Consider the following 17082-nt stretch of genomic DNA (forward strand, 5'->3'; position numbering starts at 1 on the left):
CCCTCCCGTGCGGCAGAGTGCTGCTCGTCGGCTCAGGTCGGAGGCCGGCCGCCGCTCCTCGCGCTCCCTCGCTTCCGGTGGTGCCGCTCCTGCCGACAGGCCGTGTCCTTGTGTCCCGCTGTGTGTCCTCGCGTGTGTCCCGGCTTGTGCTCATGTGATGTCGCAGGTCAGGGCACGTTTCGCGGCAGAAGGGTGACGGACGGCGGGTGTGCACATGACGGTGCCCCGTCTCGCACGGCTGGCGAGGCGGGGCACCCGGGGGCCGGTCCGTTATGGGGGTACGCACCGGCCGGGCCGGTCTGGGGTCAGACGCCGAGTCGGTTCACGGCCTCCTTGAGGACGAGCCCGTTTGCGGCGGGGTCGTGGCCCATCACGAGTCCTTGTGAGGTCAGGGTGTCGAGGTGGTGGCGCAGGTCGGTGTGGCCGCAGGGGGCGGGCAGCAGGCCGAAGATGTCGGGGTAGCGGTCCTCGGTGTCGGCGGTGAAGAAGTCGCGGTCCTGGACGCCCCGGTCGGCTTCGGTGAGCCGGGGTTCGGCGCCGGCGGTGATCTGGGGATAGAGGATGCCGACGGCCTGGCCCTCGGTGGCGAGCGGCATGGACAGCCACGCGGTGAGCTGGTCGGGCCAGAACTGGGGCTTCAGCTCCTTGCCGTTGTTCTTCCACAGCGGTTCGCGGCGGCCGGCGAGGAGGGCGTCGGTGACGCTTGGGTGCTGGGTGGGGTGCATGCGCTCGCCGGAGGCGAGGCGGGTGCGGACGGTCTCGTAGAGGTCGAGGGCGTCGAGGAGGCCGAAGCCGAACGCGGCGGCGGACGGCCAGGGCAGGACCCGGACGACGCCGTCCTCGACGCGGGCGAACACCCGGTCGTTGGCGAGGAGGCGCCATCCGGCGCGGGACAGGGTGAGAGCGGTGGTCGTCTTGCCCGCGCCCTTGTCGCCGAGGGTGAGGACGGTGGCGCCGTCGGGGGCGGTGACGGCGGAGGCGTGCAGGATGTGCCAGCCGTCGGCGAGGAGCTGGGCGCGAAGGAGTTCGCGGGCGAGGCGCGCCGCGGCAGCGGCGAGCTCGGTTGCGCCGGTGCCGACGATCCGCAGCAGCCGCCACTCCTCGTCCCACCGGTAGGCGATGGAGCGGTCCTCGTCGACGGCGGTCACGAGCGCGCCGTCGCGGGCGACGCGGAGCTGCGCGCCGGCGTACTCGACCGTCTCGGGGTCGCCCTGTTCGACGACGGCGGCCAGGGCCTGGAGTTCGGTGTCGTCGAGGTCGGCGGAGACCGTGGGCCCGTCGATCTCGGTGGTGGGCGTGGCGGTCCACCAGCTGCCGAGGTAGCGGGTGGCCCAGGCGGGGACGGTTTCGGTGGTGCTGGTGACGGTGACGGCCTGGCCGTCGGCGGTGGTGATGCGTACGGCACCCATGCGGGTCAGATCTCCTCGTTGAGTCGGGTGTAGGCGGTGTGGAGCTTCTCCTCGGCCGCGGCGAGCTGGGCGGTCTCGGAGTCGTCGAGGGGAGGCGGGCACAGGGCCGGGGTGCCGCCGGTATAGGTCACGGGCATCCCGAGCCAGACGCCGGTGTCCTGGCGCACGGACATCTCGGTGGTGCCGTCCGCGAGGCCGAGGGCGTGGGTGAGTGCGTCCAGGACGGCGCCGGCGGGCCCGAGCCGGGTGCGGCCGATGCCGTCGCTGATCCGGCGGGGCCGTGCCGCGAGTTCGTCGCGAACCTGCTGGACGGGGACGGTGACAGGCTCGCCGTGGACGGTGGTGGTGGACGCGCAGATGACAGCGCCGTCGCCATGCTCGCCGATCACGTGGCCATGGACCGCGCCGACGGGAACGCCGAGGTGGCGGGCGAGGGTCAGACGGTATCGGGCGGTGTCGGTCGCGGCCCCGATCCCTACGACACGTGTGCAGTTGGAGCGTTCGGCGAAGACGCGGGCGAGGACGTCGACCGGGTTGGTAACCATGACGGCGACGCCGGTGTAATCGGTGAGCTGACGGGCGAGGTGGACGATGAGCGGGCCGTTCGCGACAAGCCCGGCCATGCGCACGTCCCGGCGGGCCATGTTGGTGAACCGGGCCCGCGGGGAGAGCACCACAGCGTCGCAGCCACTCATGGCCTCCGGTGTGGTGACGGTGACCCGCATGCGTGACTTGGTGACCTGCGCCTGGTCCTCCAGATCGGTGACGAGCCCGCGGGCACTGGCCTGCGATCCGGAGGCGACCAGAAGTTCACTGCACCAGCCGGCGGCGACGAGGAGAGCGCCGACGCTCTGCCCGACCGCCCCGGCTCCGATCAGTCCGATCCTCATGCGGTTACCGCCTCTCGTACGCGGGTCAGATACAGGCGCCACCAGGTCGCCCCGTCGCCGCCGGCCGCGAGTGGGGCGGTGGCGTGGTCGAGGAGGTCCGCGATGTGGCGGGCGCGGGCCTGCACCGCGGCCGCGTGCGCGGACAGCGGCAGATCGGCCGGGCAGGTCAGGTAGGTGGTCAGGATGTTGAGGGTGTCCATAAGGACCAGGACCACGAGCTCGCGCAGCCATCCGGCCCGCTCGTCGGCGGGCAGTCGGCGGGCGGCGGCGTGCACGAAGGAGTCGACGCCGCCGAGGACCGCCTCGGCGGAGGCCGCCGGGCGGCGGGCGATCAGCCCGAGCAGGAGGCGGGAGACGAGTTTCGCGGTGTCGGCGACCGGGTGACCCCGCATCAGCCCCGGATCCAGGTACACCGGTCGGCCGGCGGCGGCGAAGACCGCGTGCTCGGGCTTGAGGTCGCCGAAGATCACCCCTCCCCCGGGCCGCGGCCGTGGGGGGAGCGGGCGGGCGCGGCGCAGTCGATCGGCCGCTGCTGCGAGGGCCTGGCCGTGTCCGGTCCGGCGCAGGTAGGCCGATCCGGACAGGCCGTTGAACTTGCGGGCGAAGGTGCCGGCGATGCCGCGCTCGCCAATCGCCGCGCGCTCGACGGCCTCACCGACGCCGTCGCGGGCGAGACCTTCGGCGACATCGTCGAGGACCAGGGCGAGCAGTTCACGGGTGCGGCCGGGCTCGGCGTCGATCAGGTCCGCGAGCGTCGGCCCCGCCACCGGATGGGTGAACAGCACGCCGCGGGCGTATCCGGCAAGCGGGGCAGTGGTGAGCCGGGCGGGCCCGGCCAGGGTCCGCAGCTGCTCGGCCTCGCGCGCCATCAGCGAGCCGGACGCGGCGAGATAGGCCGTCTGCCGCGCCCGGACGGTCTCGAAGTCTCCGCACACCCCGGCGGCCACCGACACCAGCGAAGTGCCGCAGACCGACAGCTTGGCGTACAGGGGGCGGCCGTCGACGTGGAGGTGCTGCACGTAGCTGGTGACGGACGGGATGACCGGGCCTGGCACCACCACGGCGCCGGGCCACAGGGTCCGGGCCGCCGTGAGGACCTGTTCGCCGGCCATCGCCAGCACATCAGCCACAGCCGGAGGCATCATCGTGACCACCCCCCGGCCGCCGCCAGAGGCTCGGTCGCGGTCTCGGCGGCTGTCCGGGCCGCTGCGGCTCCGGTGCCGCACACGCACCCGGCGGCGGGCATCGCGGTCAGGGTGCAGCGGACGCGGTCGGGGCCGATGACGGCGCCGACTTCGGTGAGGTAGGCGCCGGCCGTGAGGCGGTCGGCGAGTTCGGTCGCGAGCTGGCGGGAGCCCTCCTCGTGACCGATGCCGTCGCCGAGCCACAGGCGTAAGGCGGCGCTCGGGGACAGACGCGGGTCGTCGGGGTCATCGTCGAGCCGTTCGGCCAGCCACCAGGCCGCCGCCCGCAGCCGCCGCACCGCCACCACCGGCACCAGGGCCTCGTCCTGCCGCAGCAGCCAGGTGTACGGGGCGGACAGGGTTCCGGCCCAGACCTCGCAGTGGATGCTCACAGCTCGGTCACCTCCACACGTACGTAGGCGGCGGGGCCGATCTCGTACAGGGCGATCCCGGCGGTGTCCCGTTCGCGGACGTGCCGCAGCGAGCCGGGGTCCAGCGGCCGGCGGACGATGCCGCCCGGGGCGATCACCGAGACCGTGGCAAGCCCGGGGGCGTGGTCGGCCACCACGAGGAGGCTCTCGCTGCGGACGCGGGCCGCCACATGGGCGGTCAGCCCCTCGGCCAGAAGCGAGAGCCGCCCGACGTCGGACATGCGCAGGCCCCGCAGGCCGAAGTCCACTCCCGTGCAGAACCCGGCCCGGGACGGCGTACGCGCCTCCGCCGCGGGATAGCTCCGCAGCCGGCGGCCGGGCGCCTCGCCGGCCTCGACGACGCCGGTGCGCGGGCCGTGGGCGGGAAGAGGGTGCAGGGAGGACGGGATCATCGCGGGTTCCTCCGTCCGCCGCCGGTGATGCGGGTGGCCTCCAGTGCCTCGCGCAGGGCAGCCGGCCGCATCAGCCGGGGACAGGCGCCGGGCGGCCGGAGCCACCAGCGCGCCGACGTCTGCTCACTTCCCGGGCGGGGCACGGCGATCCACCACGGGCGCCCCAGCGCCACTGTCCCGGCCACGGTCCAGTCCGCGACCGTGCCGAGCGGCACCCACACGTAGGTGTGGCCGGCTCCCTCGTCGTCCAGGACCGGCACGTCCGTCCAGTCCCCGGGCCGGTGCCCGGCGGCGGCCTTCGCCCATGTCCGGGGAACGGCGATCACGTCCCACGCCGCGCCGGCGGGGAGGACCGCGTACGGCCGGCGGTTCCATTCGTGCCAGACGGCCCACTCCTGTCCGCCTCGTGAGGAGCGCGCGAGCCACATGGCCCCGGTGTCCGATGCATCTCGTTTCACTGATCAACCCCCTGTGCTGGTCGGGCAGTCGGCGCACACCCTCACGGGCCACCCGAGCCGGCCTCCGTCGCGGGTCACGCTGTACGCGTATCCGCCGGGCCTGGGGGGTTTTTCGGCTCCGCAGCGGGCACAGCGCAGGCCGTGCAACCGCTCACGCTGGTCCGGCGATATCGACCGCAGGTCCACGTCACCAGCACGAATGTCCTGCTGAGAGTGAGCCTGCATGGTCGTACTCCGATCCGGCAGCCCGATGCATGGCGCAATCGAGCCGCTACGCGCCGTGTGCGAGTACCCCTAGAGTGACGCCGTGCGCACTCCCTGCGCAAGTGCGCAGCGAGTGCGGAGCAAGTTTGCTCGTGCTGTCGGAATATGCAGGCCAGGAGGAAACGGGTGTGCAGCGGGTTCGTCGGGTGGGGCAGACTGGCGCAAGGCAAGTGCGCAGCAAGGGCAGCAACGCAGGAGAAGGGGGCGGCGTGTGACCGGAGCGGAGCCGAATCCGCCGGTGAGCCGGCGGAGCGCCGGGGCCGAGATGAAGCGCCTGCGCCTCAGCAAGGGGCTGAAGACGGAGGAGGTCGCCGCCCGCCTGGGCACGTCGACCACGCGTATCAGCCGCATGGAGACCGGCAACGGGCGAGTCGCGGTCAAGCCGAAGGAAGTCGAGATTCTCTGCGACCTCTACGGCGTCCACGACGAGCGGCAGCGCGCCGCGCTGGCCAGCATGTTCGTCGCCGCGCAGCAGCCCGGATGGTGGGACCAGTACCGCGACGTCCTCCCCTCCGGCCTGGAGGTGCTCCTGGAGCTGGAGAACGGCGCCGAGCGTGAGGCCGCCTTCGAGCTCACCCTCGTCCACGGGCTTCTGCAGACGCCCCGGTACACGCGGGCGATCCTGGAGTCGAGCCCGAGCGTCCGCCGCGAGGACATAGAAGACAGCGTGGCGCTGCGCCAGCGCCGCCAGGAGCGCGTCACCCGCACCCAGGACCCGCTCACCGTCTGGATCATCCTGGACGAGAGCGCCGTCCGCAGCCCCGTCGGCGGCGACGACGTCAACCGCGAACAGCGCCAGCACCTCGCCGAACTCGCCGCGCTGCCCAACGTGACGCTCCAGGTGATCGAGGAGCGTAAGGGCGCACACCCCGGCCTGGCCGGCCCCTTCGCGATCTTCGAATTCGAAACGCAGTCCCCGGTCGTCTACGTCGACAGCCCCGCCGGAAACCTCTACCTCGAAAAGCGCGCCGACGTCCGCAAGTTCAGCGCGACCTTCGACCTGCTGCGCGCCTCAGCCCTCGACCCCGCCGACACCATCGCACTACTGCGCCGCACCATTCCAAGGGAGTAACCACGTGAACCGCCCTACCTCCCCCACCCGCCCCAGCCCCGAGGAGCTCGACCGCCTGGACTGGTTCAAGTCCGAGGCCAGCTCCGCCCAGGGCGGTTGCCTGGAAGTCGCCTTCCTCGACGACGGCCGCGTCGCCCTGCGCGACAACGAAGACCTGGACAACCCTCCCTTCGTCGTCACCCGCCACGTGTGGGACTGCTTCCTCGACGGCGCGAACCGCGGCGAATTCACCCCGCGCAGCTGACCACCGCTGCCGCAGCAGACAACGTCGGGCGTCACCGTTCACGGTGACGCCCGACGCCGTATCCAAGCCCGCCGGCCCGGCCGCAGTACCAGCAGCGGGCACCGCGCCGACCCGGGTATGACTGATCCCCCGCACGGGGGTACAGGGGATCAGTGCGGGCGGTGAGCCGAGCGCCCTTGACGAGTCGGCAGCGCTCGGCCGCCCATGGGGGCGTAGTGGTTGGCAGAGACCAGCGCGCGTGTGCAGGAGCAGCAGGGCTAGAAGGTGAAAACGCTGGTGGCCACGATGACGGTGCACTCCGAGTCATACGTGTGTTCCCAGTGGCAGATCCTCCTCACATCACCGCCCGAGCACGTTGACGAGCTTGCCGGGCTCGGGAATAGGCGCCCCGTCCGGGGTCGAGCAGGTCCACCGCAGGTGCGGGATACACAACGTGTAGGTTGACGTGCCAAAACTCGGCACTGAGGGGTGGGGTAGATGGTGCGAGGGAAGAAGCCGAGCAGCAGAAGCGTCGGCGTCCTAGCGCGTTGGGGGTTCGCTGCCGCAGTTGCGGTGGGCACGGTGGCCTGCTCCTCCGAGAGTCCACCGGAGGAGACACCCGCATACCGGGACGGCCGGGAGATGGGCGTCGCGCTGTATGAAGAAGGCAAATGGCCAGATGCCAGCCAATCCAAGGCAGAGGGCTTGTGCCGTTTCCCCGCTCAGGTCGAAGGCCTCCAGGGCGCGGAAGCGGATGACTACATCGCTGGTTGCGCGGCCGGGCTCCGTGAACACTGATGCGGAGCCATCGCCGGGCGGACTCGTCGCTATGTTTTTTCCGTATCGAAAGCCCAAGTGGGGGTGTCCCGATGGAGAGCGCTGCGAACAAGGGCGGACGCCCAGTAGTCGGACCGGCCGTCAGCGTCGCCTACCCGGAAGCCCTGCTGCCTGAAGTCGACGCCGCCGCCCACGCGCTTCCCTACAGCGGGCTGGCCTCCACCCGTGAGTTGCTCAACGTCCTCGCGGGCCTGTCCGACCAACTGGTCAGCCAGCGGGACAACGCCCAGGACATCGAGGAGGACCGCGCGTACAGAGAACTCGCCGGCATCGCCTACGCCGAGCAGGTTCACACACTGCGGGCGACACTCCAGGACGCCGCGCGGGCCCTGCCGATTGCCGAGGCGGAGCGGCAGCTGGGATCACAGGTCGCCGAGGCAGAAGCCGCCCGAGCCGAGGGTCATCTGAGCGGTCTCGTGGCTGCTCGCGCGATCCTGGAGGCCATCGCCCGGATGCTGCCCCAGGACGCCCACCACGTGCGGGACCGGTCCTCACTCGACGCCCCCCAGCAGGACCTGGACGCCTGATCCCAGACACGGCGAAGCCCGGCCGGAAGAAGGCCGGCCGGGCTTCGAACCCCCGCGATGCGGGGACGACGTACAGCTGATGCATAAACACGGTCAGTCCGCAGCCTGCGGACCCGGTCAGCCAGTCGTGACATGCTGTGCAGCCTCACGCAAGTGGCAGTTCCTCAAGGTTGGCCTGGCGCCCAGGGAATCAGGTCCGGTGCCGGCCAGCCCCGCGCCCCGGCACCTGGTGGTGCCGGGGCGCGGGGCGGGATGTGCTCAGAGCTGGCCGAAGAGCATGGATCCGGGGGCGGCGGGGTCGGTGGAGTAGTAGTACTCGTACGTCGCCCGGATGAACTCCTGACGGGAGACAACCCCGTCTCCGTCGGTGTCGAGCTTCGAGAACGTCTCCAGGGCGAAGGGGTCGGTGACCTGCCAGACGTCCGTCAGGAAACGCTGGAACTCGTCCTTGCTGATCTCGTTGTCGCCGTTGACGTCGATGACGTCGAACACCGCGTGGGCGCCGCCCTCGACGAGGTTGAGCCGGCTGGTGTCGACGCTGAGCAGACGGGTGGCCTGGATGTACTGCTCGCGGTTGAGACGGTCACCGTCGACGCCCGCGTGCCGCAGCACCTCCAGCCAGTGCATCTGGTAGAACGCGGTCAGCGTCCGGGCGCGGCGGTCGTCCTTGGCCAGCTTGTAGCCGTTGATGAAGCGGTCGGCCAGCGCCTGGTAGTCCGACCACTCCACGTAGCCGTTCTTGTCGGCGTCCAGGGCGTCGAAGGCCCGCCCGTACTTCTCGCTCACGACGTCGTTCGCCACGGTAGTCACGTGATTTCCCCTTGTTCGATACCAGTGCTCGGTCGTCTGCATCCTGCGCGACCGTCACGCCCGGTGGTCTAGTTCCACCCAAGATCACCCGGTGGTGTGAACCGCATCAGGCCACCATGTGACCGAACCCGACACCACCCGGCCGTAGGTCCGTGTGACTTTGTCCGACTGCCCCCCCACCCCGCGGCGCCGCCCTGCTCGGCTTCACCGGCGCCGACCTAGCCGAGCGGGCGGAGACGATCAGCCAGGGCACGCAGCACGAGCTGCGGATTCGGGCCACCAGCCGCTGACCGCGTCCGGCCCACGGGGCGTGCGATCACAAGGCGGGGCTGCATAGCCTGAGGGCACAGCCCTGGGGGGCGTCTGAAGGAGCACGAGAATGCCCGGTCGTCTCCTCTGGTCGGGAGCAGTCACCTTCGGTCTGGTGACCCTTCCCGTATCGCTTGAGGCCGCCGTCGAGTCACACGACGTCCACTTCCGGCAGATCCACACCGAGGACGGCGGCCGGATCCGCTACCGCAAGGTCTGTGAGGTCGACGGCCAGGAGCTCACCGAGGACGAGATCGGCAAGGCGTACGAGATCTCCAAGGACCACCTCGTTCCGATCACGGAGCAGGACCTCGCCGGCATGCCGCTGCCCACCGCGAAGGCGGTCGACATCGTCGCCTTCGTCGACGCCGCTGACCTGCGCTGGGAGCAGTTTGGAGCCGGGGACTATTACGTGCGCCCGGCCGGACAGGTCGCCGCCAAGCCTTACGTACTCCTGCGGAAGGCGCTCCAGCGCACCGACAAGGTGGCCATCGCGAAGTACGCGCTACGCGGCCGCGAGCGCCTTGGCGTCCTACGGCCGCATGGCGACGCGCTGCTCATCCAGGGGCTGCACTGGGGCGACGAGATCCGTTCCCCTGCCGAGCTCGCGCCGCCGGCCGTGGACCTCACCGAGGAGGAGATCGAGCAGGCGCTCACGCTGCTGGAGTCGATGACCGTCGAGCACCTGGACGACCTCGGCGACCTCCTGACCGACCACTACACCGAGGCTCTGCACGAGGTGATCGAGGCGAAGGCCGAGCACCGCGAGCCGCGGCCGGTAGCGGGCGAGGAGGCGCCGGCCGGGCAGGTCGTCGACCTCATGGCGGCGCTGGAGGCGTCGGTCGCGGAGGCGCGGGAGCGCCGCGGCGAGGCCCCGGCGGGCGGGGGCGAGGCGACGGTGCACGAGATGCCGAAGCCGAAGAAGGCGCCCGCGAAGAAGACGGCGGCCAAGAAGACCGCCGCGGCGAAGAAGACGTCTGAGAAGAAGGCGCCGGCGAAGAAGGCTTCCCCGCGGCGGCGGAAGTCCGCGTAGGCGGAGGCTTCAGTCGAGGCCGAGTTCGGTGTCGGGCCGGCAGAACGGGCACGCGGGGACCTTGCCCTCGGCGAGGACGGCGCGGGCCTGGTCCCGGCCGAGGGGCGCGGTGTGCTTCGCGGCCATGCGGCAGTCGGCCAGGTGGACGCGGTCCGGGACCGGGCGGCCGCGCTCACGCAGGTAGCCCAGCACCCACGCGGGGCCCTCCGGCCTGGGCCGCTGGGGCCGCAGGGCGGCCTCGCGGGCCTCGATCTCCGCGATCCGTGCCCGCGCGGCGGCGCCGAGGATCTCGGCAAGCTTCGCGATCGTCCGCAGCTGCGGCAGGTCGTCAGGGAGGGGTATCTGCGCGGTCACACCGACACGAGCGTCCGCGGGCGGTGAGTGAACGCCATCCCCGGCGCCGAAGCCTGACATGTCTGGCAGAGCGGGCAGCCTCCAGGGCCATAACGATGGCAGCGTTCATGACAAATCGCGCAGAGGCCGACCTGGTCTGACGGAGCCATCTCCGGCTTCAGGTTCTTCGGGGAGGGCTGATAGGGGGCGGTGGTCATGGCCGGCGGCTTTCTCGGGCAGGGGTGGTGCCGCACCAGGGTGAAGCCCATGAAGTCGTTCGACGGTGCGGCTCGCGTTGCGCGATAAATCGAACGTCTGTTTGCATTGTAGGCATGGAGCGCACCACCTTCCCACTCGACCTGCTCACCGCGCAGACAAGGGCGACCGCCGCCTACCAGGCCCTCGCCGTCTCCCGCCCCGTCCATCCCGCCGCGCTCCGCCGTGCCCTGATCCACTGGGAGACCGCCGTGTTCTACCACCCGTACTGGACCGGCCGGGGCCGGTCCGCCGGCGGCCGCGCCGACCTACGTCGCGCCGCCCGGACCGCGCTCACCCACCGCGACCGGGAGGAGGCCACAGCATGAGCGAGCGCGATCACGTCATCTGGCACGTGCGGTGCCACCCCGATACGACGCAAGACGCCTACCGCCGCGTCCTCGACCTCGCGAGCGAGTTCACACCGACCGTGCAGCCGCTGCCGCCCACCGCTTTCGTCGCCCAGCTGCGCGGCGCAAGCAAGGTCTTCTCCGAAGCCCCTCGCCGACTGGCACAGCGATTCCAGCTCCAGGCCGTCGCCAAACACGGCGTCCTCGTCCGCGTGGGAGTCGCCGACACGTGGTCGACGGCCGCGACGGCGTCCGCGCACGCCGGACCGTCCGGTGTGCTGCACCTCCCCGATCACCGCGCCGTCGAAGCCTTCCTCCACCCGCTGCCGGTCGACGAGCTCCACGGCATCGGGCCCGCGCAGGCCGCGAGCCTGCGCCGCTTCGGCCTGCACACGGTCGGCGCGCTCGCTGCGATGCCCGAGGACGTCGTCTGCCGCCTCCTCGGCGGCAAGCAGGGCCGCGTCATGCGCGATCGTGCCCGCGGGATCGACCCCCGCGTAATCACCGCGCACCGGATGCCCGAGTCGACCAGCGCGCACACCGCCTTCCCCTGGGACGAGACAGATGCTGCGAGCGTGCGCGCCGCCGTGCTGGACCTCGTGGTCACCGTCGGCGAGCGGATCCGGCGCCGCGCCCAGGTCGCCCGCAAGGTCACGCTGACCATCGGGCTCGCCGGCGGCGCGAGCGTCTCCCGGACCCGGACACTGCCCGCCGCGTCCGGACACACCGAAGACCTCCGCAGCACCGCGTACCGGATCCTCGACGGCATGGCGCTCCAGCGTGCCCGCGTGCGGCGGATCGTGCTCACCGCCGAAGACCTGACAGCCGCCGACACAGGCCCCGGCACCCAGATGTCCCTCGACCCCGAGCGCGAGGCCAGGCTCCGCATCGAGCCCGTCCTCGACCGGCTCAACACCCGCTGGGGCCACCCCGTGGTCAGACCTGCGGCCGCCTACCGGCACGCCTCCTGACGCTGGCAGAGGACCGCATGATCACCGACTACCGTCGCCCCACGTGGCCCGTCAGCTGCCGATGTCCCCGAGTCCGGGCGGGGCGCTTGTCAGCCGTGGTCTTCCCATTCCTCGGCGCAGAACCGGGCTTCGCTGATCACCGTGTCTCCGGCCCGGGCGGCCCGGACGTACATGCCGAGCCCGTCCGGGCCGAGATCGCCGCCGCACCCGATGAGCAGGCCAAACTCGTCGTTCTCGGCGCGGCGTTCCAGAGCAGCGTCGATCTCGCTGAGGGTCCTGCCGATGAGGTCGAGGCCGTCGAAGGCGAGCTGGGGCCGGTCCGCCCGTGGACGGTCACGGCGCCGAGAGCGGGGATGCCCTCTTCGTACCAGTAGTGCGCGGTCACACCGGCGCCGTCGAACTGGTCCTCGGTCAGATACCACTGCTCGGACTCCTGGTAGACCGGCCAGGGGAAGTGGCCGCGCCGCGCGGCTGGCACCTCGCCGTCCAGCGCCGCGGCCACCTGCTGAGGGGTCATCCCGAACCGCAGCTGCCCCACGCTCTGCAGCGGAATCCATCCCCAGGACGGCCGGTCCTCCAGCGCTCTCACCGGCCACGCTCCCGGGTTCGCGCTCTCGTCACGGACGTCTCGCCAGGCGATGACCGGCTCCGTCCCGTACGGGTCGTCGGCCAGCTCCGAGGCGACGAACAGAGCCTCAGTCCTCACCCGGTCACCGCCCTGCAGATATCCCTCAGGCGACAGGACCTGCTCCTGCGTGGCGCCCATGGACACGCCCCAGGCAGCGACCTCCAGGTCCCCGCTCCAGTTCACCCGCGCCCGTGCCCCCTGCCGATCAGCGAGCGCGAGAAGGTCTGCGCGGGCCTCGGACGGAACCCGGTCGATGAGCTCCGCGTCGCCCAGGCGCACCACACCGTCGAACGGACGATCAACCGGCTCAAACACGCCAGAGCAGTGGCCACCCGCTACGACAAGCGCGGCTACGTCTTCCTCGGCACCGTTACCGCCGCAACCCTCGCCATCTGGCTCCGCACGTGACGGCCGGACAAGTCCTAGGCAAACACCGCCTTGACCAGTGTCTGCTTCACCCTCTCGAACGTCCCGGCCATGGTGGGCAGGTCCATTTCGACGTCCCCGGAGGTCAGCGAGCCGGTCAGGGTCTTGGTGCCGTCGGGCGTGCTGTACATCAATGCGCCCCAGCCCCAGAACCCTCCGTTGTGGTGGAGGACAGTGCCGCCGCCGTCCAGCTCCTCAACGAACACCCCCAGGCCGTAACCCATCGTGGGGTCCGCGACGCGCATCTCGGCCAGAAGCTCGGGCGAGACGAGCTTGCCGCTGTTCAGCGCGGAGAAGAACGTGTGGAGGTCCCGGCTGGTCGAGATCATGTCGCCGGCGGCGGACACCCAGGAGGGGTTGAAGCGGGTGGTGTCGACCACCTTCCACTGTCCGGCGTCGTCGTAGCCGAAGTAGCCGTGGGCGTGCGGCTCGGGGATATCCTCCCGGGTCTCCGGAAGTAGGGTGCCCGTCAGCCCGAGCGGGCCCAGGATCAGCCGGTGCGTCTCCTCGGGCAGCGAGCAGCCGGTGACCTGCTCGATCAGCAGCCTGGCCAGGACATAGTTGGTGTTGGAGTAGCTCCAGGCCGTCCCCGGATCGAACCGCGCCGGCTTCGCCAACGCCCCCCGCACCAGCTCCTCCGGCCGGTAGGTCGCGTGCTGCAGGTCCACCCACTCCTTGCCCCACCCGGCGACCACACCGGGTTCGACCGACCCGTCCTTGGAGAACTCGCCGGTGAAGTTGAACAACCCGCTGGTGTGCTGCAGGAGCATCCGTACGGTGATCCGCCGGTCGAGCCGGAACTCGGGCAAGTGGTCGGCCACCAGGTCCTCGAGGCCGAGCCGGCCCTCGGCCACCAGCTGCAGGACGACGGTCGCGACAAAGGTCTTGGTGACGCTGCCGACCCGAAAGTGCCCGTCGGTCGGCGGCTTCGCGGTCCGGCCCAGCTCGCTCACCCCGGCGCTGCCGACCCACTCGCCGAGCTCGTCGTTCACGCGCAGCTGCACGCCGGCGAATCCGGCGTCGACGATCTCCTGCATGGCCTTCCGCAGCTCGGGGCGGTCCTGCGCGGCGGCGGTGTTCTGCTCACTCATGGTGATTCCTCATCTCGCGTCAGCGGGTGTGAGATGAGCGTGGACCCTGACCCAAGGTCAAGGTCAAGGCAATGGAGGAGCGTTACTCTCGCCCCATGGCACAGGGGCTCACGATCGGTCAGGCGGCGGCTTTCGTCGACATCACCGTCAAGACGGTGCGGCACTACCACCGGCTCGGCCTGGTCGCCGAACCGGAACGCGACCATTCCGGCTACCGACGCTACGGCTCGACCGACCTGCTGCGCCTTGTCCAGGTCCGGGCCCTGGCCGGGGCGGGCGTACCGCTGGCCGAGATCGGCGATCTGCTCGACGCCGAGCCCGAGCGGTTCGTCACCGCCCTGGACGACGTCCGCCGCCGGCTCACCGAACAGATCGAGGAGCTGACCGCCCGCCGCGACACCCTGCACCGGCTCGCCCACGGTGACCGCGCCCTGCTGCCCGACCGGGCCTGCGCGGTCCTGGAGCGACTCGCCGAGCTCGACTTCAGCCCCGACTACGTCACCACCCAGCGGGAGGCCCTGGTGCTGTCGCGGGCGCTGACTCCCGAGGTCTTCGACCTCTTCCTGGCCAACCTCGAACACCGGCTCGACGACCCCGAGTTCGTCGAGCTGACCAAGCGCGGCTGGGAGGCGAGGTCCTGGGATCCCGACGACCCGCGGATCGAGGAGCTGGCCTCAGCGGTGGCCGCCAACCTGCTGGGCGCCCGCGCGCTGCTGACGCTGCCGACCAAGCAACCGCACGGTCCCGACGCGGCCTCCCGGTACGGCGTGGTCAACCACCACCGGGAGGACGAGGCACCGTCCGTCGCCCGGCTGAACGGGCTGGTCGAGGGGCACCTGCGCGCGGCGGGCATTGATATCCCGCGTCAGTGATGGACTGCTGCGAACTTAATCGCCCGGACAGAGCCCAGTGCTCGCCCTTCGTGCAGCCCGACATCGGCCCGCGCGGCAGCCTCGGCTCCACCCTGGCGTTCGCAGATCAGTTCTGCCGGGCTGCTAGCCGGTTGCGTGCCCAGCGCTGGAGATCGCCACGGCGATAGAGGTACTCCTGTCCGTCCTGGCCGGCCAGATCGGGGAACTCGGGGTCGTTGATCCGAGCCCACCGCAGACCGGCGAGGCTGACCCCCTCCAGCTCCTGCTGGGCGACCCGCAGCCCGATCAGCTCCTCCTCCCCCGCGATCGGCGGTTCCCCGTCCCCCTCCCGGCCGGCCGGGGCTGCGGCTGCCGAAGCGCGGGCGGGCCCAGGAAGCGGAACAGGACCCGGGTCGGGGGCGGGCTGGGACTTGCGGAGGGTGAGCGGCTGGTGCCGTCCGGGGATGCCGGCCATGGCCCAGGCGCGGGCTTCGGCTTCGGAGAGGTTAAGGACCTGGGTCTCGCGGGCGGTGCCTCCGAGAACGACCTGGACGCGACCAGGATGGCGGGTCGGCTTGGGGGCCGGGGTGACTTCGGGTACGAGCATCTTCCAGGCGTTCATGGTGTAGCGCACGAGGATGCGGGTGGAGAAGTTCTCGCGCATCTCGGGGCCACCGAGCGCGCGGGCGGTCGCGGACTGCGCGACGAGCAGGACGTGGAGGCGTACCTGACGGCCCATGAACAGGATCTCGGCGAGCGCGTCGATCGCGGGCGAGGTCTTCGGGTCGTCGCTGGAGCGGATCTTCTCCCAGTAGCGGCGCAGCTGGGCCATCGTCGCGTTGATCTCTTCGAGGAGGATGACGATGCGGGGGCCGACGCGGTCGGGCTCGCTGGCGAGGACGTCGTCGCCGAGCTGTTCGGCGAGGCGGATGCGGCGGTGTCCTTCGGTGCCGAGGGCGATGAGGGCGTCGTGAATGTCGGCGATGTCGCGGCAGTAGTTGACGCCGGGGATGCCGCGGGCCCAGGTGTGGGAGATCCGTTTGAAGTCGAGGATGTGGGCCTGGGCGCCGTTGTGGAGGAACTGGCAGGCGATGGTGCGCAGGATGGTGGACTTGCCGCCGCCGGTGCCGGCGGAGATCAGGACATGCGGGGAGTCGTGGTCGAGGTCGACCGACACCTTTTTCTTCCCCGCTCCCAGTCCGATCAGTGGCGCGGACTCGGGTACGGAGGCGAGGAGGTCGCGTACGCCGGGGTCGTCCAGGCCGAGGGAGGCCGGGGGTCGGTCCTTCTTCTTGACGATCAGGTGCGGGTCGCGGCCGGCCAGCCGCCAGGAGAACGAGGCGTTCTGGAGCGCGAGCTTCTGCATGACCAGCTCGGCGACTTGGTCCCGGTTGAACTTCAGGTGCAGGGGGAGGTCGATGCGGATCTCGGCGTCGTCGTCGGAGAAGTCCGGTGGCACGTGAAGGTAGGTGGCGGGGTCGGTCTGCTCGGAGATCCCCAGCGGGTCAGCGAGCGCGTGGTGCAGCGGCTTGACCCACTCCCCCATCAACTCGCGCCGCTCCCGGCCCTTGACCCGGTACGCGACCCCGCCCGCGGTCGTGGCGAGCAGCGCGGCGGGGCCGCCGTAGGTGAGGGCCTGGGCCATGGCGTCGGGGTGGGTGAGGTAGGCGTACGCGCTGCCGGCGGCTGCGGCCAGAGCTGCGGTGCGGACGGTGAGCCGCTGCCAGCCTGCCCTGTATGAGGAGCGGCGTACGGGGGCGTCGAGGTTCTTCGCGATGATCTGGCGGCCGGGGCGCAGGAAGGTGGCGTCGGTGCGCCGGATCCCGTCGAGGTCTTCGCCCGCAAAGAAGCGGGTGGCGACTGCGGCCAGGTTGTCGATGGCCTCGTCGAGACCACGGGAGTGCTGGGAGGACATCGGTGGCTCCTCGAAAGGGATCAGCGGCGGACGTGCTTCTCACCCTTCGGCACCGGCTTCACCACCGGACTTACCACCAGTCCGCGGGCCGTATCACAGTTGGACAACCGTGCTTGGCGTGCCGTGGTAAGTCACGTTCCCGTGCCATGCCGACCACGGTGTCGGCCCGGGAGGCCGTAGGGCAGTCCTCGTGAGTTTTCCGGCAGGCCAGCGGCGGGGGAGGCTGGTTCGGCGGGATGCTCCTCCCGCCCGCTGAACGTCGATGGCGACCTTCATACTCGCCCGCTTCTGTCCCAGACGGATGGATCTGCAACTCCCGCGCAATGCTCCCCTCTCGTCCCTACCGGGGCAATCATCGGCTCCGACTGCGGAGCCCCCTCGCCCCAGAAACTGCAAAACCGCAGGCCAGGAACATAGAACAAC

The 17082-nt window shown here is 71.0% G+C and carries 18 protein-coding genes; 7 read left to right on the forward strand and 11 right to left on the reverse strand.

What is annotated here, in order from left to right:
• Nucleotides 1–305: 305 nt before the first annotated feature.
• Genes ABFY03_RS00580 through ABFY03_RS00605 form a run of 6 tightly spaced genes read right to left on the reverse strand, consistent with a single transcriptional unit; the run spans nucleotide 306 to nucleotide 4734 of the window.
• Nucleotides 306–1409, reverse strand: a complete 1104-nt coding sequence (locus ABFY03_RS00580) for a hypothetical protein (protein WP_346168759.1) — start codon at nucleotides 1407–1409, stop codon at nucleotides 306–308.
• Nucleotides 1410–1414: 5 nt separating this feature from the next.
• Nucleotides 1415–2299: a lactate/malate family dehydrogenase gene (locus ABFY03_RS00585; protein ID WP_346168760.1), complete on the reverse strand. Its 885-nt coding sequence runs from the start codon at nucleotides 2297–2299 to the stop codon at nucleotides 1415–1417.
• A complete protein-coding gene (locus tag ABFY03_RS00590) occupies nucleotides 2296–3429 on the reverse strand; it encodes a hypothetical protein (protein ID WP_346168761.1) in 1134 nt (377 codons plus the stop codon). The genes ABFY03_RS00585 and ABFY03_RS00590 overlap by 4 nt, the downstream gene beginning before the upstream one ends.
• A gap of 11 nt (nucleotides 3430–3440) precedes the next feature.
• Nucleotides 3441–3875: a hypothetical protein gene (locus ABFY03_RS00595; RefSeq protein ID WP_346168762.1), complete on the reverse strand. Its 435-nt coding sequence runs from the start codon at nucleotides 3873–3875 to the stop codon at nucleotides 3441–3443.
• Nucleotides 3872–4306, reverse strand: coding sequence for a hypothetical protein (locus ABFY03_RS00600; RefSeq protein ID WP_346168763.1), 435 nt, complete (start codon nucleotides 4304–4306; stop codon nucleotides 3872–3874). The genes ABFY03_RS00595 and ABFY03_RS00600 overlap by 4 nt, the downstream gene beginning before the upstream one ends.
• Nucleotides 4303–4734 carry a hypothetical protein gene (locus ABFY03_RS00605; RefSeq protein ID WP_346168764.1) on the reverse strand — a complete coding sequence of 144 codons (432 nt, stop codon included), beginning with the start codon at nucleotides 4732–4734 and terminating at the stop codon, nucleotides 4303–4305. Before ABFY03_RS00605 ends, ABFY03_RS00600 begins: the two co-directional genes overlap by 4 nt.
• Before the next feature lie 505 nt (nucleotides 4735–5239).
• On the opposite strand from ABFY03_RS00605, the gene ABFY03_RS00610 reads away from it, so the two are divergent.
• The 3 genes from ABFY03_RS00610 to ABFY03_RS00620 all read left to right on the forward strand — a co-directional run bounded on the left by ABFY03_RS00610 (nucleotide 5240) and on the right by ABFY03_RS00620 (nucleotide 7687).
• Nucleotides 5240–6100 (forward strand): helix-turn-helix domain-containing protein, encoded by an 861-nt coding sequence (locus tag ABFY03_RS00610; protein ID WP_346168765.1) that lies wholly within the window; start codon nucleotides 5240–5242, stop codon nucleotides 6098–6100.
• Nucleotides 6101–6104: 4 nt separating this feature from the next.
• Nucleotides 6105–6344 carry a DUF397 domain-containing protein gene (locus tag ABFY03_RS00615; RefSeq protein ID WP_346168766.1) on the forward strand — a complete coding sequence of 80 codons (240 nt, stop codon included), beginning with the start codon at nucleotides 6105–6107 and terminating at the stop codon, nucleotides 6342–6344.
• A gap of 848 nt (nucleotides 6345–7192) precedes the next feature.
• Nucleotides 7193–7687 (forward strand): hypothetical protein, encoded by a 495-nt coding sequence (locus ABFY03_RS00620; protein WP_346168767.1) that lies wholly within the window; start codon nucleotides 7193–7195, stop codon nucleotides 7685–7687.
• A gap of 258 nt (nucleotides 7688–7945) precedes the next feature.
• On the opposite strand, the gene ABFY03_RS00625 is transcribed toward ABFY03_RS00620, so the two are convergent.
• Entirely contained in the window at nucleotides 7946–8497 is a 552-nt protein-coding gene (locus ABFY03_RS00625) for an EF-hand domain-containing protein (protein ID WP_346168768.1), read from the reverse strand.
• Nucleotides 8498–8876: 379 nt separating this feature from the next.
• Between ABFY03_RS00625 and ku the strand changes: the two genes are divergently transcribed.
• Nucleotides 8877–9839 (forward strand): non-homologous end joining protein Ku, encoded by a 963-nt coding sequence (gene ku, locus ABFY03_RS00630; RefSeq protein ID WP_386723500.1) that lies wholly within the window; start codon nucleotides 8877–8879, stop codon nucleotides 9837–9839.
• 9 nt (nucleotides 9840–9848) lie between these two features.
• Here ku and ABFY03_RS00635 read toward each other — a convergent pair whose 3' ends face one another.
• Nucleotides 9849–10193, reverse strand: coding sequence for a DUF6233 domain-containing protein (locus ABFY03_RS00635; RefSeq protein WP_346168770.1), 345 nt, complete (start codon nucleotides 10191–10193; stop codon nucleotides 9849–9851).
• Between the two features lie 311 nt (nucleotides 10194–10504).
• Between ABFY03_RS00635 and ABFY03_RS00640 the strand changes: the two genes are divergently transcribed.
• Both ABFY03_RS00640 and ABFY03_RS00645 read left to right on the forward strand, forming a co-directional pair.
• Nucleotides 10505–10756 carry a hypothetical protein gene (locus ABFY03_RS00640; RefSeq protein WP_346168771.1) on the forward strand — a complete coding sequence of 84 codons (252 nt, stop codon included), beginning with the start codon at nucleotides 10505–10507 and terminating at the stop codon, nucleotides 10754–10756.
• The gene (locus ABFY03_RS00645) at nucleotides 10753–11748 is read left to right on the forward strand and encodes a DNA polymerase Y family protein (protein WP_346168772.1); all 996 of its coding nucleotides are present in this window, start codon (nucleotides 10753–10755) and stop codon (nucleotides 11746–11748) included. The genes ABFY03_RS00640 and ABFY03_RS00645 overlap by 4 nt, the downstream gene beginning before the upstream one ends.
• A 136-nt stretch (nucleotides 11749–11884) precedes the next feature.
• On the opposite strand, the gene ABFY03_RS00650 is transcribed toward ABFY03_RS00645, so the two are convergent.
• Both ABFY03_RS00650 and ABFY03_RS00660 read right to left on the reverse strand, forming a co-directional pair.
• Nucleotides 11885–12691, reverse strand: coding sequence for a hypothetical protein (locus tag ABFY03_RS00650; RefSeq protein WP_346172374.1), 807 nt, complete (start codon nucleotides 12689–12691; stop codon nucleotides 11885–11887).
• Nucleotides 12692–12798: 107 nt separating this feature from the next.
• On the reverse strand, nucleotides 12799–13893 hold the full coding sequence (locus ABFY03_RS00660) for a serine hydrolase domain-containing protein (RefSeq protein WP_346168773.1): 1095 nt from the start codon (nucleotides 13891–13893) through the stop codon (nucleotides 12799–12801).
• Between the two features lie 95 nt (nucleotides 13894–13988).
• On the opposite strand from ABFY03_RS00660, the gene ABFY03_RS00665 reads away from it, so the two are divergent.
• Complete coding sequence (locus ABFY03_RS00665; protein ID WP_346168774.1) at nucleotides 13989–14765, forward strand: MerR family transcriptional regulator; 777 nt, start codon at nucleotides 13989–13991, stop codon at nucleotides 14763–14765.
• Nucleotides 14766–14871: 106 nt separating this feature from the next.
• On the opposite strand, the gene ABFY03_RS00670 is transcribed toward ABFY03_RS00665, so the two are convergent.
• Nucleotides 14872–16659, reverse strand: a complete 1788-nt coding sequence (locus tag ABFY03_RS00670; RefSeq protein WP_346168775.1) for a P-loop NTPase family protein — start codon at nucleotides 16657–16659, stop codon at nucleotides 14872–14874.
• Nucleotides 16660–17082 lie beyond the last annotated feature (423 nt).

Origin of the sequence: Streptomyces roseofulvus (assembly GCF_039534915.1) — a bacterium.
Taxonomy (GTDB): Bacteria; Actinomycetota; Actinomycetes; order Streptomycetales; family Streptomycetaceae; genus Streptomyces; species Streptomyces roseofulvus.

Excerpts from the sequence above, each read along its gene's own strand:
- ABFY03_RS00665 (WP_346168774.1), top strand. The coding sequence starts at position 13,989 with ATGGCACAGGGGCTCACGATCGGTCAGGCGGCGGCTTTCGTCGACATC.
- ABFY03_RS00585 (WP_346168760.1), bottom strand. The coding sequence starts at position 2,299 with ATGAGGATCGGACTGATCGGAGCCGGGGCGGTCGGGCAGAGCGTCGGC.
- ABFY03_RS00605 (WP_346168764.1), bottom strand. The coding sequence starts at position 4,734 with ATGTGGCTCGCGCGCTCCTCACGAGGCGGACAGGAGTGGGCCGTCTGG.
- ABFY03_RS00620 (WP_346168767.1), top strand. The coding sequence starts at position 7,193 with ATGGAGAGCGCTGCGAACAAGGGCGGACGCCCAGTAGTCGGACCGGCC.
- ABFY03_RS00640 (WP_346168771.1), top strand. The coding sequence starts at position 10,505 with ATGGAGCGCACCACCTTCCCACTCGACCTGCTCACCGCGCAGACAAGG.
- ABFY03_RS00660 (WP_346168773.1), bottom strand. The coding sequence starts at position 13,893 with ATGAGTGAGCAGAACACCGCCGCCGCGCAGGACCGCCCCGAGCTGCGG.
- ABFY03_RS00600 (WP_346168763.1), bottom strand. The coding sequence starts at position 4,306 with ATGATCCCGTCCTCCCTGCACCCTCTTCCCGCCCACGGCCCGCGCACC.
- ABFY03_RS00670 (WP_346168775.1), bottom strand. The coding sequence starts at position 16,659 with ATGTCCTCCCAGCACTCCCGTGGTCTCGACGAGGCCATCGACAACCTG.
- ABFY03_RS00580 (WP_346168759.1), bottom strand. The coding sequence starts at position 1,409 with ATGGGTGCCGTACGCATCACCACCGCCGACGGCCAGGCCGTCACCGTC.
- ABFY03_RS00645 (WP_346168772.1), top strand. The coding sequence starts at position 10,753 with ATGAGCGAGCGCGATCACGTCATCTGGCACGTGCGGTGCCACCCCGAT.
- ku (WP_386723500.1), top strand. The coding sequence starts at position 8,877 with ATGCCCGGTCGTCTCCTCTGGTCGGGAGCAGTCACCTTCGGTCTGGTG.